Source organism: Erwinia sp. TECH1 (assembly GCF_054057575.1).
The window spans coordinates 978,331-1,004,166 of sequence record NZ_JBSRZK010000001.1 but is presented as its reverse complement, the minus strand read 5'-3'; the positions used below and the strand labels follow the sequence as shown (position 1 = coordinate 1,004,166).

Below are 25,836 nucleotides of genomic sequence, written 5' to 3'. Positions count from 1 at the left end.
AAAGTTACTTACTGTCGACGGTCCAGAATTTCAAAGCAGTAGCTGTGCGTGTTTTTCTCGTCAGCGTCGTGAAATTCGCTAAAGGTCGACTGCCACTCATCCGGCTCATAGTCCGGGAAAATCGTGTCGCCTTCGACTTCCGCATCAATATGCGTCAGATACAGGCGATCCGCGCGCGGCAGCAGCTGTTCATAGACGCGCCCGCCGCCAATCACCATGATCTCTGCCACGTCGCCCGCCGCTTTCAGCGCTTCCTCAATGGAAGTGACCCAGCGCACGCCTTCCGCATCGCCCTGCTGGCTGCTGATCACAATATTCAGCCTGTCCGGCAGCGGACGGCCGATCGACTCAAAGGTGCGGCGTCCCATAATGACCGGTTTGTTCAGGGTGTGCTTTTTAAACCAGGCCAAATCGGCTGGCAGATGCCACGGCATGGCATTTTCCATCCCGATAACGCGGTCGGTCGCCATGGCTGCAATCAGGCTTATCATCTGAGAATACTCACAAGGTGTAAAATTGGCGCCATCATACGGAAAGGCGAAAGTTTCGTCGATAGCAAAACCTGGCGAATTAAGTAAAGGTTTAGCGGCGCCGTGTTATTTATTAGCGCTTCAGGCTAAAATAGCCACGGCAAACCCTTTGGGGTTTCTCTCTTCTGCTGAATTCTGAGAACACCATGTTAGAAACCAGTTTACTTATCGTCACTATTGCGACGCTGGGCATGCTTTCGCCCGGCCCCGATTTTTTTCTGATTATCAAAAATGCCGCGCGCTATCCACGCCGCGCCGCGCTGATGACGGCGCTTGGCGTTAACTGCGCCGTGGCAACGCATATGACCTATTGCGTCGCCGGGCTGGCGGTGGTGATCACCACCACGCCGTGGCTGTTTATGCTGCTGAAGTATGCCGGGGCGGCTTATCTGATCTACGTCGGCATCCAGGCGCTGCTTTCACGCGGCGGCAGCAAGATGGACCTCAGCAACGTCGCGGCGGAAAGCACCTCGTTAAAGAAAGCCTTTATGCAGGGCTACCTTTGCAATCTGCTGAATCCTAAGGCCACGCTGTTTTTCCTGTCGATGTTTACGCAGGTGCTGAACGTGCATTCCAGCCTGGGCGAGAAGATTTGGTATGCAGGCATTATTATCACGCTCTCTTCCATCTGGTGGCCGACGCTGGTGGTGCTGATCCAAAGCCCGCCCGTACGCCGTGGCCTGGCCCGCGCGCAGAAGCTGATCGACAGGCTGCTGGGCACCGTGCTGATCGCTTTCGGTATCAAAGTCGCGCTCTCCTGATTAGCGGGGGATAAGCGAAGGCCCGGTTGGCATTGTTGGCAACCGGGCCTTTTTACTTTGCGGCTTTAGCGACTATACGGCAGCAGCAATACCTACTTCCCACGCGCGGACGGGGTAAAACCACAGGGTTATTCTGCGGTGGGTTATCTGTCGAGGTTTCCGGCCAGCGTCGTCTGACGTTTAAACTCGTCCTTCGCTTTTTGTAACTGTCGCATAAAGCTTTCATCGGCATGCAGACGAGCCACGACAGCCCCGCCGACGATGCGGGCGGCGTTAACATCGCTCTGCCAGTGATAGCCGCAAATCACCCGGCTCTGGCCCATTTCATAGCCGCGCTTGAGGATTTCATTCTGTCTGGCGGGATTTATTTCGGTCAGCACCAGCGCCGTAGCCCAGCCAATTGTTGTATGCCCGGAAGGATAAGCGCCGTTGGTAGACAGCTCCTGCTGCTGATCGGTGCGGCAGGTCGGTTCCTGATAAAAAGCAAAAGGACGAATGCGCATATAGCGAATTTTGGCGCTGCGGGTGGCCAAATCGCCGGCATCCTCACGCATTTTCATCACCAGCCGATAAAGCTCCGGCGTTTTACTCTTGCTGATTTCTCGTCCAAACGCGCCGTAAAAAGCCGCGGCCACGCCATCGCCTGCGACATGCGCATCTTGCCACGCCTGCTTGCCCCGGGGCGTATCGCGCAGGCTTTTGCCCAGCTCGTACTGCGCTTTGTCGTTAAGAAATTCGATGCTGTCCGTCGCGGGCGGCGGCGGCAACAGCGTCAGGCTGTCGGGGGATTGCGCCTCCTGCAGGAAATAAAAGTCAGGTTGCGTGGTAACGTCTTTCGCCGCAAAGGCCTGCGAAAAAAAGGCCATGCAGGCCAGAGCTATTAAGCGTTTTTTCATTGTTTCATCCCTGATGTTGAGTAAAAGCGCCGACGGTTCGGCAACGGGACAAGCCTATAGCATTTTTTGGCGCATCAATTTTAAAGGCGTCACAAAACGGGTTATTGGGGCGGGAACGCGGCGGAGATAAAAAAATCCCCGCCGTAGCGGGGATGGGCAGAGAAAACGCTTTAAGCCTGTTTGATCTGCGCGTGCATTTCCTGCACGGAGATCACCTGCTCAGTCGGATCGGCATTCAGCGACATAGCCGTCGCGAAACCGCCGTTCAGCGTGGTGTCATAGTGCACCTTATACTGCAACGCGCTGCGGCGGATCAGTTTGGAATCCTCAATCGCCTGGCGTCCGGCCGTGGTGTTAACAATGTAGGCATATTCCCCGTTCTTCAGGCGATCCTGAATATGCGGGCGGCCTTCGTGCACCTTGTTAACCAGACGCGGATTGATGCCCGCTTCGCCCAGCACTACCGCCGTGCCGTGGGTGGCGTCCAGCTCAAAGCCCAGCTTTTGCAGCTTAGCGGCCAGATCCACAATACGCTTTTTGTCGCCTTCGCGAACGGAGAGCAGCGCGCGGCCGCTTTTCTTCATATTGCTTTGCGCGCCCAGCATCGCTTTAGAGAAAGCTTCGGCAAAGGTGCGGCCAACGCCCATGACTTCGCCGGTGGAGCGCATTTCCGGGCCAAGGATAGGATCGACACCCTGGAATTTATTAAACGGCAGTACCACTTCCTTCACCGAATAATAAGGCGGGATCACCTCTTCCGTTACGCCCTGCTCTGCCAGCGTTTTGCCCGCCATCACGCGCGCGGCGACTTTCGCCAGCGGCACGCCGGTCGCTTTAGAGACAAACGGCACGGTACGCGCGGCGCGAGGGTTAACCTCAATCAGATAGACTTCGTTATCTTTTACCGCGAACTGCACGTTCATCAGCCCGCGCACGCAAAGCTCAAAGGCCAGTTTTTCGACCTGCTGACGCATTACGTTCTGGATCTCTTTGCTCAGCGTATAGGCCGGCAGTGAACAGGCCGAGTCGCCGGAGTGCACGCCAGCCTGCTCGATATGTTCCATGATGCCGCCTATCAGCACGCGCTCGCCGTCGCAGATGGCGTCAACGTCCACTTCAACCGCGTCGTCCAGGAAGCGATCCAGCAGCACCGGTGCATCGTTGGAAACGGAAACCGCCGTCTGGAAATAGCGCTTCAGGTCAATTTCGTCATAGACGATTTCCATTGCCCGGCCGCCCAGCACGTAAGAAGGACGCACCACCAGCGGATAGCCGATAGCCACTGCTTTTTCCACCGCCTGCTCCAGCGCCGTGACCGTTGCGTTGGCCGGCTGCTTCAGGCCCAGGCGGTCCACCGCCTGTTGAAAACGCTCGCGGTCTTCGGCACGGTCAATCGCATCCGGGCTGGTGCCGATAACCGGCACGCCTGCGGCTTCCAGCGCGCGCGCCAGCTTCAGCGGCGTCTGGCCGCCGTACTGCACGATCACGCCTTTTGGCTTTTCGATGCGCACGATTTCCAGCACGTCTTCCAGCGTGACCGGCTCAAAGTAGAGGCGGTCAGAGGTATCGTAATCGGTAGAGACGGTTTCCGGGTTGCAGTTAACCATAATGGTTTCATAGCCGTCTTCACGCAGCGCCAGCGCGGCGTGCACGCAGCAGTAGTCAAACTCAATGCCCTGACCGATACGGTTTGGCCCGCCGCCCAGCACCATGATCTTGTCGCGATCCTGGTTGGGATTGGCTTCGCACTCTTCTTCATAGGTGGAGTACATATAGGCGGTATCGGTAGAGAACTCCGCCGCACAGGTATCCACGCGCTTGTAAACCGGGTGCAGGTTGTACTGCTGACGCAGCTTGCGCACTTCTGATTCCGCCACGCCAGCCAGCACGGCCAGGCGCGCGTCGGCAAAGCCTTTACGCTTCAGGGTACGCAGGAAATCGGCGGTCAGGCCGTTGATGCCTTCGCGGGCAACCTGCTCTTCCAGCCGCACCAGCTCTTCGATCTGCACCAGGAACCAGCGGTCGATATTGGTCAGATTGAAGACGCCGTCCACGGACATGCCCGCGCGGAACGCATCGGCCACGTACCAGATACGGTCGCAGCCGGCATCTTTCAGCTCGCGGCGAATGGTGGTCAGCGCTTCCGCATCGTTCAGGTCAACTTTCGGGTCGAAACCGTGCGCGCCTACTTCCAGGCCGCGCAGCGCTTTCTGCATTGATTCCTGCAAGGTGCGGCCAATCGCCATCACTTCGCCCACGGACTTCATCTGCGTGGTCAGACGGTCATTGGTGCCCGCAAACTTTTCAAAGTTGAAGCGAGGGATTTTGGTGACGACATAGTCGATGGAAGGCTCAAACGAGGCTGGCGTGCGGCCGCCGGTGATATCGTTCATCAGCTCGTCCAGCGTATAGCCGACGGCCAGCTTGGCAGCGATTTTCGCAATCGGGAAGCCGGTCGCTTTGGAAGCCAGCGCCGAAGAGCGGGAAACGCGCGGGTTCATTTCGATAATGATCAGACGACCGTTTTCCGGGTTCACCGAGAACTGCACGTTGGAGCCGCCGGTTTCCACGCCGATTTCACGCAGTACCGCCATCGAGGCGTTACGCATGATCTGGTACTCTTTGTCGGTCAGCGTCTGCGCAGGCGCTACGGTGATGGAGTCACCGGTATGGATGCCCATCGCGTCAAAGTTTTCAATGGAGCAGACAATGATGCAGTTGTCGTTTTTGTCACGCACCACTTCCATTTCATACTCTTTCCAGCCGATCAGCGATTCATCAATCAGCAGCTCGTTGGTTGGCGACAGATCCAGGCCGCGCTCGCAAATCTCTTCAAATTCTTCGCGGTTGTAAGCGATACCGCCGCCGCTGCCGCCCATGGTAAAGGAGGGACGGATAATGCACGGGAAGCCAACGTCTTCAGCAACTTTCAGCGCTTCTTCCATATTATGGGCGATACCGGAACGTGCGGTTTCAAGGCCGATTTTCTTCATCGCCTTATCGAAACGCTGGCGGTCTTCCGCTTTATCAATTGCATCCGCCGTCGCGCCAATCATGGTGACGTTGAACTCTTCCAGCACGCCCTGACGCTCCAGCTCCAGCGCGCAGTTCAGCGCGGTCTGGCCGCCCATGGTCGGCAGCACGGCATCCGGACGCTCTTTCTCAATAATTTTGCGCACCACTTCCCAGTGAATCGGTTCGATGTAGGTGGCATCGGCCATTTCCGGGTCGGTCATGATGGTCGCCGGGTTGGAGTTCACCAGGATAACGCGGTAGCCCTCTTCGCGCAGCGCTTTACAGGCCTGCGCGCCAGAGTAGTCAAATTCACAGGCCTGGCCGATAACGATCGGACCCGCGCCCAGGATCAGGATACTTTTTATGTCGGTACGTTTTGGCATGCTTTCGCTCCTGATTATTTATTTGAACGGTAGGCTTCGATCAGTTCGATAAAGTGATCGAACAGCGGTGCGGCGTCGTGCGGGCCAGGGCTGGCTTCGGGATGGCCCTGGAAACTGAACGCCGGCTTATCCGTGCGGTGAATGCCCTGCACCGTGTGGTCAAACAGCGAGGTATGGGTAATACGCAGGTTCGCTGGCAGGTTGTTGTTGTCTACGGCAAAACCGTGGTTTTGCGCGGTGATCATCACGGTATTGTTGTCGTGATCTTTCACCGGATGGTTGCCGCCGTGGTGGCCCAGCTTCATCTTCACCGTTTTCACATCGCTGGCCAGCGCCAGCAGCTGATGGCCCAGGCAGATGCCGAATACCGGAATCTCCGTTTCCAGGAAAGTCTTAATCGCGGCGATAGCGTAGTCGCAGGGTTCCGGATCGCCAGGGCCGTTAGAGAGGAAGATCCCGTCCGGGTTCATCTTCATTACCTCTTCCGCAGGCGTTTGCGCCGGGACAACCGTCAGGCGACAGCCGCGATCCACCAGCATCCGCAGGATATTTCGCTTCACGCCGTAATCGTAGGCCACCACGTGGAAAGGCAGCTCCTCTTCTTTCTTCGGTGCAGGCAGGCCATCCAGCGTCCAGCTGCCCTGTAGCCACTTGTAGGTTTCTTGCGTAGTGACTTCCTTCGCCAGATCCATGCCCTTCAGGCCTGGAAAAGTTTTTGCTTTTTGCAGCGCCAGCTCGGCATCCGGCGCGTCGCCCGCGATAATGCAGCCGTTCTGCGCGCCTTTTTCACGCAGCAGACGGGTCAGCTTACGCGTGTCGATATCGGCAATGGCGACAATATTCAGACGCTTCAGGTAAGCGGAAAGCCCCTCTTCATTACGGAAGTTGCTGGCGATCAACGGCAGGTCGCGGATAACCAGGCCTTCAGCATGAACCTGGGCGGATTCTTCATCGGCGATATTGGTGCCGACATTGCCGATATGAGGATAAGTGAGAGTAACAATCTGGCGGGAATAGGAAGGATCAGTGAGGATTTCTTGATAACCGGTCATTGAAGTGTTGAAAACAACTTCACCCACTGCCGTTCCTGTTGCCCCGATGGCCCGACCGTGGAATTGGGTTCCGTCTTCCAGAACCAATAGCGCTGACTTAATCAAAACATCCTCCAGAGAATAAACAGTCACATTATTTGCATATTAATTCAGGATACACCTTTAAATCAATGCAAAACCTGCCTGCCTGCTCGATTTTTGGCAAATTGCGCGCATTCTAATGATCGCCCCGGCTGATGTCTACCCTGAAGCGGAGTTTTTCATTGTTTTTTGTGCCACTGGCGTAAAAAGATGATGATAGCCACCAAAAACAGCAACTATCGTGGTGATAAAAACGGTTTCCTGACGAAATGAATGGGAAAAATCCAGATAGCCTGAAAAATAGTGGACCAAATGGTCAAAATTAACAAATCAACCCTGTAAAAATGCAGAAAAACACCTAAAAACCACTTCTTATTAAAAATACCATCTAAATATTATTTATATGCATAAATAAAAAAAAGGGCAGCAAAACCACCCATTTAAAACAGCAACTTAAAAAAACATCCAGATTTGTACTTAACAATTCTTATCAATATTAAGCACATTTCTCATATCAAAAAGACCTTCTTTACTCGCAAAAACCCAGAATGCAGCACGAACAGCGCCTTTTGCAAAGGTCATACGGCTTGAAGCCTTGTGCGTTATCTCTATACGCTCGCCAATATCCGCAAACATCGCGGTATGCTCGCCGACGATATCGCCTGCCCGCACGGTAGCAAAACCAATGGTTTGTGGCTTACGTTCGCCGGTGTGCCCTTCCCGACTATAGACCGCATGCTCTTTAAGATCCCAGTCCATGGCGTCCGCTATCGCTTCGCCCATCGCCAGCGCGGTGCCGGAAGGCGCATCAACCTTATGGCGATGGTGCGCTTCGATAATTTCGATGTCCGCATAATCGCCCATCACCTGCGCGGCCTGCTCCAGCAGCTTCAGCACCAGATTGACGCCCACGCTGAAGTTGGCGGCAAAAACGATGGCTATCTCTTGCGCAGCCGCGCCGATCGCCGCCTTACCGGCCTCGTCAAAGCCGGTGGTGCCGATGACCATCGCTTTTTTGTGCTGACGACAAAACGCCAGATATTCCAGCGTGCCTTCGGGACGGGTAAAGTCGATCAGGACATCAAACTCATCGGCAACCAGCCGATCGCTGACCTTCACGCCCAGCGTGCCGGTTCCGGCCAGCTCGCCCGCATCAACCCCGACCAAAGAAGAGCCGTTACGCACCAGCGCGGCTCCCACGCAAACGCCTTCCGCTTCGTGAGCGGCCTGAATTAACTGACGCCCCATGCGTCCCGCTGCGCCAACAATAGCCAGACGAATCTGTGCCTCATTCATAATGTTTCCCTTAATTCTGTGCATACAAAACGAAGACAGGTTAACGACACCTTAAGCGCCGCGCCACTAAAAAACACAGGACAGCGCGCGCCTGGCAAAGCTTTCAGGCGGACGGAGAACCGGAAGTGCCGTGTAACAAACTGACGGAAGGCAAACTGGCCCGGACGCCGCGTTATAGCAGCGCCCGCAGGTTAAAATAACGGCATCATTTTATGGGCCATGAAAGATCGTGACTACAGGGGGGGTTCTGGTGTTGTTGTTGGTGCTGGTGTTGTTGGTGCTGGTGTTGGTGGTGTTTGTGCCCCTGAACACAGACAGTTCATCAATACCAGCCCGCCCAGCAAAAAGAAACCTACTTTGAATAGGTTGGCGGTTAACGCAAGGTTGGCCTGACTGAGATCGCATAAAAAGCTTCCGCCGCTGACGCGGGTGGCTTCTGTTCGGGTTATTTCTCTCATTTTAATTTCCTTTTAAAATTGAGCGGTGCCACACAGAAATAGCAGCGTGAGGCACGACTTATCACCTGAAAATAGTATATCCCCTTCTGACAGAGCAAAATCATACTACGTCTGATAAAACATTCCCGTCAAAATAAATATGCACCCTGCAGTAAAAAAAATAAAAAACAGGCAAGATTCATTAATAATCAGAAAATAACCAATCAAAAGAGGCTTAAACATGGTAATTTCACGTCACTACATGAAAAATCGAGAAAGGAAGTGTTTAAAGCGCCCCATCAGAACGAATACAACTTTCAGCCCCGCTTAACTGCAAACCCTGACTGCAAACCCTGACTGCAAACCCTGACCGCAAACCCTGACCGCAAACCCTGACCGCAAACCCTGACCGCAAACCCTGACTGCAAACCCTGACATTAAGCATTAAATTTTAAATATTAAAAATCAATATTTTAAGATGAAAACCAAAAATCTTTATTATCGATTTATCTACCATCCTTTCCCGGCTATTAATTAGCATTATAATATTTCAGTTATATATTTAAATATTTAAAAGACCTTCCAAAACCACTGCATTAATTATTTCCAGCAGAAGCACATAAGAAACGAAAAGAACTACTTTTAAAGCACCATTGAAAACAGGTGGCCCAGTTGCTAATGAGTAACTGTCTTATTTTATTGGCGCTCCGGTTACCTGATTGAGATAAACCCGGGCGGCCAGTCTGTCCGCCCGTTTTGTAAAACGGCCATTTTCATCATGGCTCAGAGATTTGCTTACGGCAGTCGCGGATAGGCATCGGCAATCCTGTCGCCGGTAAAATTCGCAATCCAGCCTTCCTGATTGTCGAAAATACGGATAGCGGTAAAGTGCGGTGACGATCCCATATCAAACCAGTGCGGCGTTCCCGCAGGCACGGAGATTAGATCGTTCTTTTCACACAGGATTTGATAAATATGCCCGTCCAGATGCAGGCAGAACAGCCCCGCCCCCTCCACGAAGAACCGCACTTCGTCCTCGCCATGCGTATGTTCGGAAAGAAACTTTTCCCGCAGCGTCTCTTTCTGCGGATTGTCCGCGCGCATACTGATTACATCCCAGCTCTGATAGCCTTTTTCCGCCACCAGCCGATCGATAGCGTGCTGATAAGCGTTTATAACCGTTTCCGGCTGCGGATCCACGCCTAAATCGCGATCCGCCTGCCAGCGCTCAAAACGCACGTTTTTGCCACTCAGTTTCTGACGGATCGCTTCTTCATCGGTACTTTGCCAGATCGGCGTTTTCGCTTCGCTGTCGGTAAAAATGGTCAGTGCGCTCATACAAACGACTCCAGAGTAAGGTGATCGAACCGGTTGACCTGAGGATGACGGCTGACGTCATCCGCTTCATCGCGAACTAGCTGCACGGTATGCCAGCCCGCTTCCCGGGCGGCGTCCAGCTCCTGACGAATATCGGATAAAAACAGCAGCTCGCCCGGTGCCAGCCCGATATCTGCAGCAATATTGCGGTAAGAGTCCGTTTCGCGCTTGGCCCCGACGTGCGTATCGAAATAGCCGCTGAACAACGAGGTAATATCACCCTCGTCGCTGTAGCCAAATAACAATTTCTGCGCAGCTACCGAGCCGGATGAATAAACATACAGCCCAATGCCAGCCTGGTGCCAGGCTTTCAGCGCGGGCAGCACGTCCGGATAGAGATGGCCGGTAAAGCTGCCGTTAAGATAGCCGTCGCGCCAGATCATGCCCTGTAACGCTTTCAGCGCGGTGGATTTGCGGTCTTCATCCATAAAACCGAACAGCACGGTGATTAAATCCTCTACCGTGGCCTGCGGCTGCGCGATTTCATCACGCAGATCGCTCAGCGCCTGCGCCACCTCTTCCCGATGCTGAAAAGCGGCAATAAAGGCCGCCAGATTTTCGCGCGCATACGGGAAGAGCACGTTGTGTACAAAGCGAATATCGCTGGTGGTGCCTTCAATATCGGTAACAATGGCGCGGATCATTGGGCCTCCAGAAGCCGACGTTGTAATTCACACTGGAAAAGGAACTCCAGCCCTTCAAGATGGCGACGCGCTTCGTTCACGTCTCTGCCCCAGCAGGTCAGGCCGTGGCCGCGCAGCAGGAAACCGTAGCGCAGCGGATGGCCTTCCGCGTACTGCTCAATACGTTTCGCCAGCGCCTCAATATCCTGATCGTTATCGAACAGCGCAATAGTCACCTCTTCCAGATGCGAGCTTTGTCCGGCCAGCGTTTTCTGCATTTCATAGCCTTGCAATACTAATGCGGCGCGTTTCTCAACTCTTGAGAGTACGGTCGCGTTCACCGTATGAACGTGCAGTACGGCACCCGCTTCGGGAAACAGACGATAGATTAGCGTATGCAGCCCCGTTTCTGCGGAAGGCCTGCGGCCGGAAGGCGCATGGTTAGTGGCGATGGCGACCTGAATAAAGTCCTCACGGGTTAGCGAACCTTTGTCTTTGCCGGATTCGCTCAGCAGGCAAAACTCGCTGTCCTGCCGCACCGACATATTGCCGCCGGTGGCGGGCGCCCAGCCTTTGGCACCGATCCAGTGGCAGGCCGCCACCAGCCGATCTAATTGCGATGTTGTCATAACCTTCCTTTTCAACCGCTAAGCACGGCATATTCTTATCGTTTAGACGTCTAAGCGTCTTGATTGCCAAATATTAGCACTGACGTTATAGTGGCAGCAACGGGCTAAAACATATCCATAGCGTTCCGCAAGGGTGACTAATCATGAGCCAGACGCCGATTAAGCCTGAGAGCAAACTCCCCGCTCTGGGCACCACTATTTTTTCGCAAATGAGCGCGCTGGCGCAGCAGCATAACGCCATTAATCTTTCTCAGGGCTTCCCGGATTTCGACGGCCCGGACTATCTGAAAGCGCGCCTGGCGCATCACGTCAGCGCTGGCGCCAACCAGTATGCGCCGATGACCGGCGTGCAGCCGCTGCGGCAGGCGATTGCGGCTAAAACGGCGGAGCTTTACGGGCATAAACCCGACGTCGACAGCGAAATCACGGTGACGGCAGGCGCGACCGAAGCGCTGTATGCCGCCATTACCGCGCTGGTGCGGCCGGGCGATGAGGTGATCTGTTTCGATCCCAGCTACGACAGCTATGCGCCAGCGGTGACGCTGGCTGGCGGCGTGATGAAGCGCATCGCTTTGCAGCCGCCAGCTTTTCGCGTCGACTGGCAGGAATTTACCGCGCTGCTGTCGCCTCGTACCCGTCTGGTTATCCTCAATACACCGCACAATCCTTCCGCTACCGTCTGGCAAAAAAGTGATTTTGCCTCGCTGTGGCAGGCGGTGAAAGCACAGGAAATCTATGTGCTGAGCGACGAGGTTTACGAGCATATCTGCTTTGCCAAAGAGGGCCACGCCAGCGTGCTCGCCCATCCGCAGCTGCGTGAGCGCGCTATTGCCGTTTCCTCGTTTGGCAAAACCTTTCATATGACCGGCTGGAAGGTCGGTTACTGCGTGGCGCCGCCAGCCCTAACGACGGAAGTGCGCAAGGTGCATCAGTATCTGACCTTTGCCGTCAACACCCCCGCGCAGCTGGCATTGGCTGATATGCTGAACGCCGAACCAGAGCACTACCGCGACCTGCCGGCGTTTTATCGTGCCCGCCGCGACCGTTTTGTGCAGGCGCTGGCGAAAAGCCGCCTGGAAATCCTGCCGTGCGAAGGCACCTACTTTCTGCTGGCCGACTACAGCGCCGTTTCCGATTTGGATGACGTCGCCTTCTGCCAGTGGCTGACAAAGGAAGCGGGCGTGGCGGCAATCCCGCTGTCGGTTTTCTGCGCCGGGCCTTTCCCTCATAAACTGATCCGCCTGTGCTTCGCCAAACAGGAAGCCACGCTGGATGCGGCAGCGGAGCGGCTATGTCAGCTTTAAACCTGAGCGTGCTACAGCAGCCGCTGGTCTGGATGGATGGCGAAGCCAATCTGCGTTTTTTTGACGAGCTGTTAGCCGGATTAACGGGCCGCGACCTGATTGTGCTGCCCGAGATGTTTACCACCGGCTTTGCGATGGAGGCGGCGAAAAGCTCGCTGCCGGAAGCGCGCGCGGTGGGCTGGCTACAGGAGAAAGCCCGCGCGGCTGATGCCATGATCGGCGGCAGCGTCGCCGTTCAGACGCCCGCGGGCGCGGTCAATCGCTTCCTGCTGGCGGAGCCGGACGGCACGGTACATCGCTATGACAAGCGTCATCTGTTCCGCATGGCTGGCGAGCACCAGCATTATCTGGCGGGCGAAAAGCGGGAAATCATAGCGTTCCGCGGCTGGCGCATTCTGCCGCAGATTTGCTATGACCTGCGTTTTCCGGTGTTTTCCCGCAGCCGCAACGATTACGATCTGGCGCTGTATGTCGCCAACTGGCCGGCAGCGCGTGCGGCGCACTGGCAGGCGTTGCTGCTGGCGCGGGCGATTGAAAATCAGGCTTACGTAGCCGGTTGCAATCGCACCGGCCATGATGCCAACGGCCATAGCTACAGCGGCGACAGCCGGATTATCAGCCCGCAGGGCGAAATCCTGGCGGCTGGCGAACCGCATCAGCCAGCGGTACTGAGCGCCGAGCTGTCGCTGGATTCGCTGCGCGAATATCGGGAGCGTTTTCCGGCCTGGCGCGATGCGGATGAGTTTAGTTTATAAGCCGTTGCTGCCCGGCATTGCATAGCCTGCTGGCTGAATGCTTCAGCCCGATCGGCTTTCCTGCACGCTTACCTTTGCTGTAACGCTGTTAAACACAATATTCAGCAGCACGGCTACGACACAGGCGGCGCTGATGCCGGAATGGAAAATCGTTCTGACCCAGTCAGGGAAGCGGTCGTAAAAGGTCGGCATCACGATGGGGATCATGCCAAACGCAATGGCCGTCGCCACCACCACCAGGTTCATATTCTCTTTGTAATCGACCTTTGCCAGCGTGCGGATACCGGATGCCGCGACGGTGCCGAACAATACCACGCCCGCGCCGCCCAGCACCGGAGCGGGAACGGCCGCGACTATCCGGCCCAGCACGGGCAGACAGCCAAGCAGCACCAGGATCGCGCCGCCCGCCGCCACTACATAGCGGCTTTTGATGCCGGTAATGGCGACCAGGCCAATGTTCTGAGCGAAGGCGCTCTGCGGAAAGGAGTTAAACAGCGGCGCGAGCGCGCTGGTCAGCATATCGGCCCGCAGCCCGCTGGCGATACGGCTGCCGTCAACCTCCGTACCGACAATGTCGCCGATAGCGATCAGCCCGGCAGTGGTTTCGGTAAGCAGCACCAGCACGATCAGCGTCATCGACAGGATGGCCGCCACGTCGAAAACCGGCAGCCCAAAGCTGAGGATGCCGGGCAGCGCCACCACGTCGCCATGCAGCACGCCCGAAAACTGCGCCTTACCGCCTGCCACGGCAAACAGCGTGCCCAACACCATAGCCGCCAGCACGGCCAGCCTTTTTATCGCGGCGTTGCCTACGCGATGAAACAGCAGCACCATCCCCAGCGTCAGCGCGGCCAGCCCGATATTGCCCGGCGAGCCCCATTCCGGCGCGTGTGGATTGCCGCCCATCGCCCAGCGCGCGGCGACCGGCATCAGCGACAGGCCGATCACCGTAATCACGGTGCCGGTCACCACCGGAGGAAAAAAGCGGATGATATGGGCAAACAAAGGAGCAATAAGCAGACCAATCAGCGAAGAGGCGATCACCGCGCCGAACACCACCGGCAGGCCGCCGCTGGTCACTAACGTCACCATCGTCGCCACGCCCGCGAAAGAGACGCCCTGCACCAGCGGCAGACGTGAGCCGAAACCGGGCACGCCCAGCGCCTGGAGCAGCGTGGCGCAGCCGCTGACAAATAGCGCCGCCGTCACCAGCATCCCCAGTTCGGCGGCGTGCAGCCCGGCGGCCGAGCCGATAATCAACGGCGGCGCGATAATGCCGCCGTACATCGTCAATACATGCTGCAATCCCCAGGCAAAAGATTTGCCTGTCGGGTAACGCGTATCTTCTGGCCTGGCGCTCATGTTTACCCCTCACTGCTGCACTCGCCGCAAAGGCGGTGCTGGTTATTAATCTCTCCCCAACATCATTCAGGCTGCGGCCCGAAGGATAAAAGGATCAGCTGCCGCGATAGGTAGACCACGACCACGGCGAAATCAGGAAAGGCAGGTGATAGTGGCTGCCCGCTTCCGGCAGCACGAAATCGATTTGGGCGCTGACGTAGAGCGCGTCGCGGCCGTCGGCGGCAAAATAGTCGCCGATCTCAGCAATTAAGCGGTAATGGCCCGGCGCCAGCGGCTCGGGCGTTAAGTCTGTGATGCGGCCATCCGCATCGGTATCGCCCTGCGCCACCGGCAGCCAGCCCTGACTGCTGTTCTGCTCCAGCGAAACGGCGACGCCAATCGCCGGTTTGCCCAGCGCGGTATCCAGAATATGCGTGGTGATGGTGCTCATTGAACTCTCCTGTGCAAATGTAGCTGGGTTAGCGAAACGTCTCTTTTAAACGCAGCAGAGTGATTTCCCGTAGCTGATCCAGCGCTTCCTGCTGCTCCTGTTGCGGGTCGTTGGCAAGGCGTCGATGCAGCTCGGCCAGCATCTCTCCGGCGCTTCGCCCTTTAGCGCGGATTAAAAACACCCGGCCAAAGCGCTGTTCGTAAGCGGCGTTTCCTACCCGTAGCGCCTCTTTCAGCGCGGCATCCGCCTCCTTAACGCTGCCCTGCTCGCCGCTGGAAAGCGCGGCCTCTTTGTCGCTGCCCTGCGCCTTTTCACCGATGCGTGGATGCGCGGAAAGCGCCTTGTCCAGCGCCTGACCGTCCCAGCCGCTCGCCAGCTGCTCGCCGGTTTGCAGCAGCTCGTCCAGCGACGCGAAAGGGCGTGCGGCCACCACGTCTTCCACCCAGCTTGCCAGCGCGACGCAGTGGGCAATCTGCTTTCTGGCCTCGGTGACCGGGGCCTGATTAAACTGTTCAGGCGACACGCTGACCTCCTGTGCTGTCCGCTGACAGCGCTATCTCGCTCACCGCTTTCGTCCAGGCGCGAACCGCCAGCGCCACGTCTTCCACCCTGACCGATTCCGCCGGATGGTGGCTGATGCCGCGATCGCAGCGGACAAACAACATGCCGACCGGCCAGCGCTCCGCCATGGCAATGGCGTCGTGACCCGCGCCGCTGGGCAGCGAAAGCGAGCGGCCCTGCACCGCCGTTACCGCCTGGCTCAGCGCCGCCTGAAGTTTTTCGTTACAGCGCGTCGCCGGGATCTGGTAATACTCTTCGGCGCTGAAGCTTAAGCCGCGCCGCAGCGCTATCGCTTCCGCCTGGGTCAGCAGCGCCGACAGCAGTTCCGCCAGCGCCCGATCTTCCGGCCCCCGCACGTCCAGGCTCAGCGCCACCTCGCCGGGGATCACGTTGACCGCGCCGGGCTGGCACTGCAGCGTCCCAACCGTTGCCACCAGCTGCGGGCCGTGCTTGGCAGCAGCCTGTTCGATAAACACCATCCATTCCGCTGCCGCCGCCAACGCATCTTTACGATGCGTCATCGGCACCGTGCCCGCATGGCCCGCCTCACCGACAAACCGGCAGTTCAGGCGGCGTGCGCCGTTGATCGCCGTGACCACGCCCAGCGCCAGGTCTTCCTGCTCCAGGCACGGCCCCTGCTCTATATGCAGCTCCAGATAGGCGACGATATCTTTTACCTCACGCGCCGCCTCGCCAATCGCCTGCGCATCCAGCCCGACGTCGGCCATCGCCTGCGCCACGGTGATGCTGTTGCCGTCGGGATGGCTGACCCAGCTTTCCGGCCAGCTTCCGGTCAGGCCGCGACTGCCCAGCAGCGTGATGCCGAAGCGCGTTCCCTCTTCGTCGCCAAAGCCGACGATTTCCACCGCCAGCGGCAGCCGCAGATTTTGCCGGTGCAGCGCCTGCACGGCTTCAATCGCGGTCAGCACGCCGAGCATCCCGTCGTAACGGCCCGCGTTGCGCACGGTATCCAGATGCGATCCCAGCAGCAGCGCAGGGGCATCGGGCTGCTGCCCTTCATAGCGTCCGCAGATATTGCCGACGCTGTCCTGCCAGACGCGCATTCCCGCCGCCGCCATCCATTCCCCTACCTGCCGGTTGGCCTGGAGGTGTTCAGGCGACAGATAGACGCGGGTGAGCGCGTCCGCCGTTTCGCTGATTTCCGCCAGGCGATCGCAGCGCGCCATCACCCTGGCCGCCGCCTGCTGCGCCTCTGCAAGATTGAGTGGCTCCATCAGCGGCTCCCGGCGGCGTAACGATCCCAGGCCGCCTGCATCGCCGCGCCCTGAGGCGTTTTATAACCCAGCCAGGTCAGCACCGATTCCAGCGCGCTCAGCGTCTGCATCACGCAGTCTTTACGGGCGTTATAGCCCATGGTGCCGATGCGCCAGACCTTGCCGTGCAGCGGGCCGAACGAGGTGCCGATTTCAATGCCGAAGTCCTCAAGCATCAGCTTGCGCACCTGGTCACCGTTAATGCCCTGCGGGATGACCACGCCCAGCACGTTGTTCATTTTGTGTTGCAGGTCGCCGAAGGTTTCCAGCCCCATGCCCTGAATGCCTTTCAGCAGCGCGTCGCCGTGCAGCTCGTGGCGGGCGATGCCGTTATCCAGGCCCTCCTGCATAATCAGCCGCGCGCATTCACGCGCGCCGAACAGCGCCGACGTCGCTTCGGTGTGGTGGTTCAGCCGCTCCGGCCCCCAGTAATCCATGATCATCCCCAGATCGAAATAGTTGGAGTAGATCATCTCGTCGTCGCCATCCTGATGCGCCGCCGTGCGGATCCCTTCCTCTACGCATTTGCGTTTGCGGATCGCGGCTTCCATTTCCGGACTTAGCGTGATCGGCGAGGTGCCGGACGGGCCGCCGAGGCATTTCTGCATTCCGGCGGAGACCGCGTCCAGACCCCAGGCGTCGGTTTCCAGCGCGTTGCCGGCCAGCGAGGCCGTGGCATCGGTATAGAACAGCACGCCATATTTTTTACAGATGCCGCCCAGATCGGCCAGCGGTTGCAGCATGGTGGTGGAGGTATCGCCCTGCACGGTCAGCAGAAGACGAGGGCGTACGGTTTTGATCGCGTCTTCGATGCGATCCGGCGTGAAGACTTCGCCCCACGGCACTTCGATGGTGTGCACTTCCGCGCGGCAGCGGCGGGCGATCTCGCACAGCAGATGGCCAAAGCGGCCAAAAACGGGCACCAGCACCTTATCGCCGGGGCGGATCGCCGACAGCAGAATAGCCTCGATGCCCGCGCGCGAGGTGCCGTCAACCAACAGCGTCCAGCGGTTCTGCGTGCGAAACACGCCACGATACAGTTCCATCACCTCGTTCATATAGTGCGTCATGGCCGGATCGTACTGCCCGAGCAACTGGCTGGACATGGCGCGCAATACGCGAGGATCGGCGTTAATTGGCCCAGGCCCCATCAACAGGCGCTGCGGCGGATTAATTTGTGGATAGCGGGTTACATCCATTTTGTTTCCTTCTCTTGCAGATCCGGTGCTCAGCTCAGGCCGCGCACCGATGAGATAAACTGTTTCAGCTCCGCCGTCTGCGGGCTGGCGAACACGCTTTTGCTGTCGCCCTGCTCCCAGACGCGGCCCTGATGCATAAACACCACGCGGTCGCCCACTTCCCGGGCAAAATTCATTTCGTGCGTGACTAAAATCAGCGTCATGCCTTCACGGGCCAGCTGCTCAAGCACCTTCAGCACTTCACCCACCAGCTCCGGATCGAGCGCCGAGGTGATTTCATCGCACAGTAAGACTTTGGGCGTCATCGCCAGCGCCCGCGCAATCGCCACGCGCTGCTGCTGGCCGCCGGAAAGGCTGGACGGGTAGTAATCCATGCGCTCACCGAGGCCGACCTTCTCCAGCATTTGCGCCGCCAGCGCCCGGCATTCCACCTCTTTCTTTTTCAGCACGCGCCTGGGCGCCAGCATGACGTTTTCCAGCGCCGTCATATGCGGAAACAGGTTGAAGTTCTGAAACACCATGCCGACGGAGCGGCTGATTTCCCGCGCCTGCGAATCGCGATCGGTAATGGTCATGCCGCCCAGCTTGATGCTACCTTCCTGATAGCCTTCCAGCCCGTTGATGCAGCGCAGTAGCGTGCTTTTCCCCGAGCCGCTGCGGCCGATAATCGAGATGACCTCGCCCATATCAATGTCCAGATCCACGCCTTTCAGCACGTGGTTGGCGCCGTAATATTTCTGTACCTGATTAATGGTGATGAGCGGCATTGAATTTTTTCTCCAGGTACTGGCTGTAGCGCGACAGCGGATAGCAGATCAGGAAGTAGCCCAGCGCCACCAGCCCGAAAACTTTAAAAGGTTGGTAGGTCACGTTATTCAGGATGGTGCCCGCTTTAGTCAGCTCGACAAAGCCGATAATCGACGCCAGCGCGGTGCCTTTGACCACCTGTACGGCAAAGCCCACGGTCGGCGCGATGCCGATACGCAGCGCCTGCGGCAGCACCACGCGATACAGCGTCTGGCCTTTGGCAAGCCCCAGGCAGCGCGACGCTTCCCACTGCCCTTTCGGCAACGCGTTAATGCTGCCCACCCAGATATCGATCAGAAAGGCGCTGGTATAGAGCGTCAGCGCCAGCGAGGCGGCCGTCCACGGCGAGACGTCGATGCCGAACAGCGCCACGCCGAAAAACGCCAGGAACAGCTGCATCAGCAGCGGCGTGCCCTGAAAAAGCTCGATACAGGCGCTGATAACCCGGTTAGGCCAGCGGCGGCGCGTCAGGCGCACCATCACCAGCGGCATCGCCACCAGCGTGCCGCCGAAGAACGCAGTCAGCGACAGCAGCAGCGTCCAGCGCGCCGCCAGCAGTAAATTGCGCAGAATGTCCCAGTCGGTAAATGTCGTCATCAGGCCGTTCCTCCCAGCCATTTACGTCCGGCCGCCAGCAGCAGCTGACGCATGGCGATCGACAGCGCCAGATAAATCAGCGTGGTGACCAGATAGACCTCAAAACTTAAAAAGGTGCGTGACTGGATCAGGTTGGCGGCAAAGGTCAGCTCTTCATACGAAACCTGCGAGACCACGGACGATCCCAGCATCACAATGATGCACTGGCTGACCAGCGCCGGATAAATGCGCTTTAAAGAAGGTGGCAGAACCACGCGCAGGAAAGTCTGCGACCGCGTCAGGCCCAGCACCCGGCCCGCTTCCCACTGGCCTTTCGGCGTGACCTGGATCCCGGCGCGGATAATTTCCGTGCTGTAGGCGCCCAGGTTGATCAGCATCGCCAGCAGCGCCGCTTCGCCAGCGGTCAGCTTCAGCCCCAGGTTCGGCAGGCCAAACACGATAAAGAACAGCTGCACCACAAACGGCGTGTTACGGATCAGCTCAACGTAGCAGCCCCACAGGCGGCTGAGCGCCGAAGGCCGTCCGCTACGCAGCGCCGCGCCCAGAATACCGAGCGCCACGCCGCCCGCCGTCGCCATCACGGTCAGCTGAATAGTGATCCAGAGTCCGGCCAGCAGCTGCGGCCAGTAAGGCAGCAGCGCCGGAAAGTCGAGTTGCTCCGTCATTGGCCGGCCCTTACGCGCTGAAGTCGGCCGGCAACGGCGCTTTCAGCCACTGCTGCGACAGCCCGTTCAGCGTTTTATCTTTGATCGCCTGTTCGATAAGGCCATCCACCTTCGCCTTCAGCGCCGGTTCGCCTTTGCGCATCCCGATAAAACAGGGCGAATCTTTCAGCATAAACTTAGCCACCGGCGCTTTGTCTGCGTTCTGGCGCGCAATCGCCGCCACCACCAGGTTGCCGGTCGCCACATACTGTACCTGGCCCGACAGGTAGGCCGACAGCGTGGTGTTATTATCCTCATAGCGTTTCAGCTGCGCGTCTTTGGGCGCAATATCGCTTAATGCCATATCCTCCACCGCGCCGCGAGTTACGCCAATCGACTTGCCGCTCAGCCCGGCTGCCGCTTTCAGTTCGGCCTCTTTCGGCCCGAAAACGCCCAGGAAGAAAGGCGCATAGGCGCGGCTGAAGGCGATAACTTTTTCCCGCTCGGGATTTTTACCCAGGCTGGAGATCACCAGATCCACTTTATCCGTCTGTAAATAAGGGACACGGTTGGCGCTGGTGACCGGCACCAGCTGTAACTTAAGTTTCATCTGGCTGGCCAGGTAGCGCGCCATATCGATATCGTAACCCTGCGGCTGTAGCTCGGTGCCGACCGAGCCAAACGGCGGAAAGTCCTGCGGCACGGCGACGCGAAGCACGCCGCGTTTCTCTATATCCTGCAACTGATCCGCTTGTGCGGCCTGGGTGAACAGCAATACTGCGCCCGCGATCGCCAGTAACGTTTTTTTCATTTTCTCTTCCCCGGTTAAGCCAATATGAAACGAAAGATTCCTGAAATAATCATTTGCAACTAATGTGCCAGCCACGGAAAAAGGGATCGCCAGCCGTGGAACAGCACGCAAACAAAGGAAAAAGCGGTTTCAAACCAGCCAGAAAGCAGGAGATAAGGCAGAAAAAGAAGCATGTCAGCAAGTTCAGAAAATGGTTTCCCGATGCCTGCGGCGCTGCCCTGAAATAAAGCAAAGCACCAAAATGGTGCCCTGTCAGCGTTGTTCCAGCTCGTCCAGCTGGCCGTACAGATTAGCGATATGATGGATGCGCTGACGACCTTTACTTAACAGCTCATGCAGCAGCGCATTGGTCAGCAGGTTGATGAGGCTGTTGGCGCAGGCATAGCTGTCGAAAGCGGACACGCTGTCCAGCGGCGCGCAAAGCTGCCATGTCGCCAGCGCCAGGATCGCCTGCGCCTGCGGCTCACAAATCACCAGCGTGGGCACGCCAGCCTGCTGAAGCTGTTGCAGCAGGGGCTTAATGATGCGCGGACGACGGCGAAAGGCAATCACCACCACTACATCGTCCGGCGTCATATCCGGCAGCTCTTCCGCCAGCGTCTGCCCCGGCTGCGGCACGACGGAGACCTCGCCGCGCGCCTGCAACAGCTGCTGCCGAAGGTGCAGCGCCACCGGCCAGGAGTTGCGCATACCGACAATAAAGATGCGCCTGCTGGCGGCCAGTCTTTGCACCACCTCGCCGAACTGCGCGGCGTCCAGCTGGCTTACCCACTGCGTCAGGTTTGCCATCTCTTGCTTGTAGTGGCGCGCCAGCAGCGTGTTGCCCTGCACCGCGTCGCGATTGTCGGTCAGCGGCATGCCGCTTTGGCGCAGCGTACGCAACTCGTCGCGCATATCGCGATATTTCTCATAGCCAAGACGTTTGAATAAGCGACTGACGGTCGCTTTAGAAACGCCGCTGAGCCGCGCCAGCTCTGCGCTGTTATAGCTAATCAAATCGTCAAAATGATCGAAGATGAAATCCGCCGCGCGCTGCTCCTGCGGAGAAAGCTGGGGATAGTGATTTCTCAGGCGCTCATCAAGCTGCTTCATGATATGAACCTTGTAACTTTTGTTTCAGAGAAGATAACGTATACAAATAACGTGCCGGGCGGAAAAGTTCACCTTCATCTTGCAAGCCGGACGCGTTTTTTCACTGCCCTGCCGTTCCGGCTGCAACAAACTGGAACAGCTCTTGCTTCCCTTTCTGCTCCGTCCCTGAAAATGAGAACGTGATGATACAAAGTAATCTCGCTCCGCTTGGCATGGCCGTAACGCCTCATCATCTCGCCAGTGAAAGCGCGCTGGCCATTCTGCGCGAAGGCGGCAACGCTATTGAGGCGATGGTCGCGGCGGCGGCCACGATCGCCGTGGTTTATCCCCATATGAACGGGCTGGGTGGCGACGGCTTCTGGCTGATTATGCCGCCGCAGGGCGATCCCATCGCCATCGACGCCAGCGGCGCGGCCGGATCGCTGGCCGATTTCGCTTTTTATGACGGCGCGGCGGCTATCCCCCATCGCGGGCCAAAATCGGCGCTGACGGTAGCCGGAACGGTCAGCGGCTGGTCAGAAGCGCTGACGATAGCCAACGAGCTTAGCGGTGCCGTGATGCCCGTTTCACGCCTGCTGGCCGATGCGATCCGCTATGCGGCGGACGGCATTCCCGTCACCCAATCGCAGTCGACCGCAACCGCCGGCAAATATCACGAGCTGGCGGCGCAGCCGGGCTTCGCGGCCGCTTTCCTGCCGGATGGCGAGGTGCCGCGCGCCGGCAGCCGCTTTACCCAACCGGCGCTGGCAAACACGCTGGGCATCCTGACGGAACAGGGGCTGGACAGCTTTTATCGCGGCTCGCTGGCTAATCGCCTGGCGGCAGAAATGTCGGCGCTTGGCATGCCGATTACGCTGGAAGATCTTAATAAGCATCGGGCGAAGCGCCGTAAGCCATTAAGCATCCGCCACGAGTACGGCGAGGTCTTTAATATGACGCCGCCGACCCAGGGCCTGGTGTCGCTGGCGATTTTGGGCATCACCAATCATCTGAATATGGCGGAAGCAGACGAGGTGCAGACCGTGCACCGCATCGTGGAGGCGACCAAGCTGGCTTTCGGCCTGCGCGACCGCTATCTCACCGATCCGCTGCATATGCGCGAAGAGATGCAGGCGCTGCTTGATTCCGACCAGCTCGAAACGCTGGCGGGGCAAATCAGCGACAGCCGCGCGGCCGGCTGGGGAACCGGCAAAGGGCCGGGCGATACCGTGTGGATGGGCGTGATGGACAGCAGCGGCCTTGCCGTCTCTTTTATTCAGAGCATCTATCACGAATTCGGCAGCGGCGTGGTGCTGCCCGGCACCGGCATCACCTGGCAAAATCGCGGCGCGGCGTTTAGCCTGGATCCCGAACACCTGCTGGCTTTAGCACCGGGCAAACAGCCTTTTCATACGCTTAATCCCGCCGCCGCACGGCTGAACGATGGCCGCACCATGGTCTACGGCTCGATGGGCGGCGACGGCCAGCCGCAGACTCAGGCCGCCATTTTTACCCGTCACGTGGTGCAGGGAATGCCGCTACAGCAGTGCGTCAGCGCGCCGCGCTGGCTGCTCGGCCGCACCTGGGGCCAGGCTTCCGATTCGCTGAAGCTGGAGGGCCGTTTTTCTGCCGCTACCTTTACCCGCCTGCGCGAGCTGGGGCATGAAGTCGAAGCGCTGGAGGATTTCAGCGAGGCGGTCGGCCACGCAGGCGCGATTGTCCGCCATACCAACGGCATGCTGGAAGGCGCCAGCGATCCCCGCAGCAACGGCAGCGCGGCCGGTTTTTAACAGGAGAACATCATGAACACCGAAATTGACTGGACGGCTTATCTGGCCCACATGGAGCAGGTGCTGGGCGTACCGATGGACGACCGTCGTCGCGCCGAGCTGCTGGTGCAGTTTTCACGTATTGCCGAGATGGCCGCGCCGCTGATGGCGTTCCCGCTGGATGAACGTCAAGAAATCGCAGGAGTATATAAAGCATGACGCTAAGCTCCCTTTCCATTGCCGAACTAAAAAGCGCGCTGCTTAAAGGCGAGCTGAGCGCCAGAGAAATCGCGCAGCAAACGCTGGACGGGATCGAGCGACTGGATCCGACGATCAATGCCTGGACGAGCGTAACGCGGGATCGCATGTTGAGCGAGGCCGATCGTCTCGATCGTCAGCGCAAAGAGGATCGTCCGTTACCCGCGCTGGCGGCCATTCCCTGCGCGGTAAAAAATCTTTTTGACGTTGCGGGCCATACCACGCTGGCGGGTGCCAGCCTGCTCAGCGATCGCCCGGCGGCCAAAAAAGACAGCTGGGCAGTGAGCAAGCTCAGCGAGGCGGGCGCGCTGCTGTCCGGCATGGTGAATATGGACGCCTATGCCTACGGTTTTACCACGGAAAACAGCCATTACGGCGCCACGCGTAACCCTCACGATAGCCAACGTATCGCCGGGGGATCCTCTGGCGGCTCGGCGGCGGCCGTCGCCGCTGGCCTGGTGCATTTTTCACTGGGCTCGGATACCAACGGCTCGATCCGCGTACCGGCTTCGCTGTGCGGCATTTTTGGCCTGAAGCCGACGTTTGGCCGCCTGTCGCGCAGTGGCAGCCAGCCCTTTGTCGCCAGCCTCGATCATATCGGGCCTTTCGCCCGCAGCACCGAAGATCTTGCGTTGGTTTACGATGCGTTACAGGGCCGCGATCCGCAGGATAGCTTTCAGGCGGAAAAAGCGATCCAGCCTGTTCATCGCCTGTTGGAGCAAGGCGCACAGGGCCTGCGGTGCGCCGTGCTGGGCGGCTATTTTCAGACCTGGTGTGATGACGATGCCCGCGCAGCCGTCGCGCAGGCCGCAAAAGCGCTTGATGCGCAGGAAGAGGTGCTGATGCCGGAGGCCGCGCTGGCCCGTACCGCCGCGTTTATCCTGACCGCTGCCGAAGGCGGCAACGCCTGGCTGCCCGCGTTGCGCACGCAGCCGGAGCGTTTTGAGCCGCTGTCGCGCGAGCGCCTGCTGGCCGGTGCGATGACGCCTTCCGCCTGGTACGTGCAGGCGCAGCGCTTCCGCCACTATTTTCGTGAGCGGGTGCTGCCCCTGTTCGGGCAGTTTGACGTGCTGATTGCGCCCGCCACGCCCACCAGCGCCACGCTGATTGGACAGGAAACGATGCATATCAACGGCAGCGATTTGCCCATCCGCGCCAGCATGGGCATGTTGACGCAGCCCATCTCCTTTCTGGGGCTGCCCGTGACGACCGTGCCGCTGCAAACGCCGGGCGGCATGCCGATCGGCCTACAGCTTATCGCCGCGCCGTTTAAAGAAGAAGCCTGCCTGCGCGTGGCATGGACGCTGGAGAAAATGGGCATCGCTAAAGCACCTGTAGCAGGAGGATTGACAGCATGACGGATAAAATTAATCGCCCTTCGGTGCTGGCAGAGGTTACCGACGCTTTTTATCGCTACGAGCAGGCGCTGACCGGCAACGATATCGACGTGCTCGACGAGCTGTTCTGGCATGACGAGCGCACCGTGCGGCTGGGCGCCGGGGAAAATTTGTACGGGATTGAGGCAATCCGCGCTTTCCGCGCCGCGCGTCCTGCACAGGGCCTGGCTCGTCAGCTGCGTAATACGGTAATCACCACGTTTGGCGATGATTACGCGGTATGCAGCACGGAGTTTACCCGTGAGGGAACGGAAAAGATTGGTCGTCAGCAGCAGACATGGGTGAAGCTGCCGCAAGGCTGGCGGATTGTCGCCGCGCAGGTCAGCCTGATAACGTGCGGCGAATAATGCCGTTTCACCAGGAGTGAATCCGCAGACCCGGCAGAAGTCCGATCGGCTATTTTTTAGCCTGAAAATGCTTTTACCAGGGCCAGGCTCTTTTCTGTCACCTGTTTGCGGGAGAGAGCCAGGCCTTAAGGTCGTTTAATCCGTAACCGGATAGCGCATTAAAAAATGGA

Annotated in this window: 26 protein-coding genes; 7 read left to right on the top strand and 19 right to left on the bottom strand. The window is 58.3% G+C overall.

What is annotated here, in order from left to right:
- Positions 1-8 precede the first annotated feature (8 nt).
- On the bottom strand, positions 9-491 hold the full coding sequence (gene folA / locus ACVWZ0_RS04630) for a type 3 dihydrofolate reductase (protein ID WP_253455320.1): 483 nt from the start codon (positions 489-491) through the stop codon (positions 9-11).
- A gap of 185 nt (positions 492-676) precedes the next feature.
- On the opposite strand from folA, the gene ACVWZ0_RS04625 reads away from it, so the two are divergent.
- Positions 677-1,291, top strand: coding sequence for a LysE family transporter (locus ACVWZ0_RS04625; RefSeq protein WP_253455321.1), 615 nt, complete (start codon positions 677-679; stop codon positions 1,289-1,291).
- A gap of 143 nt (positions 1,292-1,434) precedes the next feature.
- On the opposite strand, the gene ACVWZ0_RS04620 is transcribed toward ACVWZ0_RS04625, so the two are convergent.
- From ACVWZ0_RS04620 to ACVWZ0_RS04585, 8 genes are all read right to left on the bottom strand, one after another.
- Positions 1,435-2,187, bottom strand: coding sequence for an acid phosphatase (locus ACVWZ0_RS04620; protein ID WP_253455322.1), 753 nt, complete (start codon positions 2,185-2,187; stop codon positions 1,435-1,437).
- A 170-nt stretch (positions 2,188-2,357) separates the two neighbouring features.
- Complete coding sequence (gene carB, locus ACVWZ0_RS04615; RefSeq protein ID WP_253455323.1) at positions 2,358-5,585, bottom strand: carbamoyl-phosphate synthase large subunit; 3,228 nt, start codon at positions 5,583-5,585, stop codon at positions 2,358-2,360.
- Positions 5,586-5,599: 14 nt separating this feature from the next.
- Positions 5,600-6,742, bottom strand: coding sequence for a glutamine-hydrolyzing carbamoyl-phosphate synthase small subunit (carA, locus tag ACVWZ0_RS04610; RefSeq protein ID WP_253455324.1), 1,143 nt, complete (start codon positions 6,740-6,742; stop codon positions 5,600-5,602).
- Positions 6,743-7,195: 453 nt separating this feature from the next.
- Positions 7,196-8,014 carry a 4-hydroxy-tetrahydrodipicolinate reductase gene (gene dapB, locus ACVWZ0_RS04605; RefSeq protein WP_253455325.1) on the bottom strand — a complete coding sequence of 273 codons (819 nt, stop codon included), beginning with the start codon at positions 8,012-8,014 and terminating at the stop codon, positions 7,196-7,198.
- 233 nt (positions 8,015-8,247) lie between these two features.
- Entirely contained in the window at positions 8,248-8,472 is a 225-nt protein-coding gene (locus ACVWZ0_RS04600) for a hypothetical protein (RefSeq protein WP_253455326.1), read from the bottom strand.
- Positions 8,473-9,246: 774 nt separating this feature from the next.
- Complete coding sequence (locus ACVWZ0_RS04595; protein WP_253455327.1) at positions 9,247-9,789, bottom strand: 1,2-dihydroxy-3-keto-5-methylthiopentene dioxygenase; 543 nt, start codon at positions 9,787-9,789, stop codon at positions 9,247-9,249.
- Positions 9,786-10,472 (bottom strand): acireductone synthase, encoded by a 687-nt coding sequence (gene mtnC / locus ACVWZ0_RS04590; RefSeq protein ID WP_253455328.1) that lies wholly within the window; start codon positions 10,470-10,472, stop codon positions 9,786-9,788. The genes ACVWZ0_RS04595 and mtnC overlap by 4 nt, the downstream gene beginning before the upstream one ends.
- Entirely contained in the window at positions 10,469-11,080 is a 612-nt protein-coding gene (locus ACVWZ0_RS04585; protein ID WP_253455329.1) for a methylthioribulose 1-phosphate dehydratase, read from the bottom strand. The genes mtnC and ACVWZ0_RS04585 overlap by 4 nt, the downstream gene beginning before the upstream one ends.
- Positions 11,081-11,223: 143 nt before the next feature.
- Between ACVWZ0_RS04585 and ACVWZ0_RS04580 the strand changes: the two genes are divergently transcribed.
- Positions 11,224-12,384, top strand: a complete 1,161-nt coding sequence (locus ACVWZ0_RS04580; RefSeq protein WP_253455330.1) for a pyridoxal phosphate-dependent aminotransferase — start codon at positions 11,224-11,226, stop codon at positions 12,382-12,384.
- Positions 12,372-13,139, top strand: coding sequence for an amidohydrolase (locus tag ACVWZ0_RS04575; RefSeq protein WP_253455331.1), 768 nt, complete (start codon positions 12,372-12,374; stop codon positions 13,137-13,139). The genes ACVWZ0_RS04580 and ACVWZ0_RS04575 overlap by 13 nt, the downstream gene beginning before the upstream one ends.
- A 42-nt stretch (positions 13,140-13,181) precedes the next feature.
- Here the strand turns inward: ACVWZ0_RS04575 and ACVWZ0_RS04570 are convergent, their stop codons facing one another.
- From ACVWZ0_RS04570 to hpxU, 10 genes are all read right to left on the bottom strand, one after another.
- On the bottom strand, positions 13,182-14,501 hold the full coding sequence (locus ACVWZ0_RS04570) for a nucleobase:cation symporter-2 family protein (RefSeq protein WP_253455332.1): 1,320 nt from the start codon (positions 14,499-14,501) through the stop codon (positions 13,182-13,184).
- Positions 14,502-14,595: 94 nt separating this feature from the next.
- Positions 14,596-14,931, bottom strand: coding sequence for a hydroxyisourate hydrolase (uraH, locus tag ACVWZ0_RS04565; protein WP_253455333.1), 336 nt, complete (start codon positions 14,929-14,931; stop codon positions 14,596-14,598).
- 28 nt (positions 14,932-14,959) lie between these two features.
- Positions 14,960-15,454 carry a 2-oxo-4-hydroxy-4-carboxy-5-ureidoimidazoline decarboxylase gene (gene uraD / locus ACVWZ0_RS04560; protein ID WP_253455334.1) on the bottom strand — a complete coding sequence of 165 codons (495 nt, stop codon included), beginning with the start codon at positions 15,452-15,454 and terminating at the stop codon, positions 14,960-14,962.
- Entirely contained in the window at positions 15,444-16,727 is a 1,284-nt protein-coding gene (gene hpxK, locus ACVWZ0_RS04555) for an allantoate amidohydrolase (protein ID WP_253455335.1), read from the bottom strand. Before hpxK ends, uraD begins: the two co-directional genes overlap by 11 nt.
- On the bottom strand, positions 16,727-17,965 hold the full coding sequence (locus tag ACVWZ0_RS04550) for a pyridoxal-phosphate-dependent aminotransferase family protein (protein ID WP_253455336.1): 1,239 nt from the start codon (positions 17,963-17,965) through the stop codon (positions 16,727-16,729). Before ACVWZ0_RS04550 ends, hpxK begins: the two co-directional genes overlap by 1 nt.
- A gap of 29 nt (positions 17,966-17,994) precedes the next feature.
- Positions 17,995-18,732, bottom strand: coding sequence for an amino acid ABC transporter ATP-binding protein (locus tag ACVWZ0_RS04545; protein WP_253455337.1), 738 nt, complete (start codon positions 18,730-18,732; stop codon positions 17,995-17,997).
- On the bottom strand, positions 18,713-19,369 hold the full coding sequence (locus ACVWZ0_RS04540; protein ID WP_253455338.1) for an amino acid ABC transporter permease: 657 nt from the start codon (positions 19,367-19,369) through the stop codon (positions 18,713-18,715). The genes ACVWZ0_RS04545 and ACVWZ0_RS04540 overlap by 20 nt, the downstream gene beginning before the upstream one ends.
- Positions 19,369-20,034: an amino acid ABC transporter permease gene (locus ACVWZ0_RS04535; RefSeq protein WP_253455339.1), complete on the bottom strand. Its 666-nt coding sequence runs from the start codon at positions 20,032-20,034 to the stop codon at positions 19,369-19,371. Before ACVWZ0_RS04535 ends, ACVWZ0_RS04540 begins: the two co-directional genes overlap by 1 nt.
- A gap of 10 nt (positions 20,035-20,044) precedes the next feature.
- Entirely contained in the window at positions 20,045-20,824 is a 780-nt protein-coding gene (locus tag ACVWZ0_RS04530; protein ID WP_253455340.1) for a transporter substrate-binding domain-containing protein, read from the bottom strand.
- 252 nt (positions 20,825-21,076) lie between these two features.
- Positions 21,077-21,916 (bottom strand): MurR/RpiR family transcriptional regulator HpxU, encoded by an 840-nt coding sequence (gene hpxU, locus ACVWZ0_RS04525; protein WP_253455341.1) that lies wholly within the window; start codon positions 21,914-21,916, stop codon positions 21,077-21,079.
- Positions 21,917-22,098: 182 nt separating this feature from the next.
- Here hpxU and ACVWZ0_RS04520 point away from each other — a divergent pair, with 182 nt between their 5' ends.
- The 4 genes from ACVWZ0_RS04520 to hpxZ are packed head-to-tail and all read left to right on the top strand — an operon-like array spanning position 22,099 to position 25,666.
- Positions 22,099-23,685: a gamma-glutamyltransferase family protein gene (locus tag ACVWZ0_RS04520; RefSeq protein ID WP_253455342.1), complete on the top strand. Its 1,587-nt coding sequence runs from the start codon at positions 22,099-22,101 to the stop codon at positions 23,683-23,685.
- A 12-nt stretch (positions 23,686-23,697) separates the two neighbouring features.
- Complete coding sequence (gene hpxX / locus ACVWZ0_RS04515) at positions 23,698-23,883, top strand: oxalurate catabolism protein HpxX (protein ID WP_253455343.1); 186 nt, start codon at positions 23,698-23,700, stop codon at positions 23,881-23,883.
- A complete protein-coding gene (locus ACVWZ0_RS04510) occupies positions 23,880-25,280 on the top strand; it encodes an AtzE family amidohydrolase (RefSeq protein ID WP_253455344.1) in 1,401 nt (466 codons plus the stop codon). Before hpxX ends, ACVWZ0_RS04510 begins: the two co-directional genes overlap by 4 nt.
- Positions 25,277-25,666: an oxalurate catabolism protein HpxZ gene (gene hpxZ, locus ACVWZ0_RS04505; RefSeq protein WP_253455345.1), complete on the top strand. Its 390-nt coding sequence runs from the start codon at positions 25,277-25,279 to the stop codon at positions 25,664-25,666. Before ACVWZ0_RS04510 ends, hpxZ begins: the two co-directional genes overlap by 4 nt.
- The last annotated feature ends 170 nt before the right edge of the window (positions 25,667-25,836 follow it).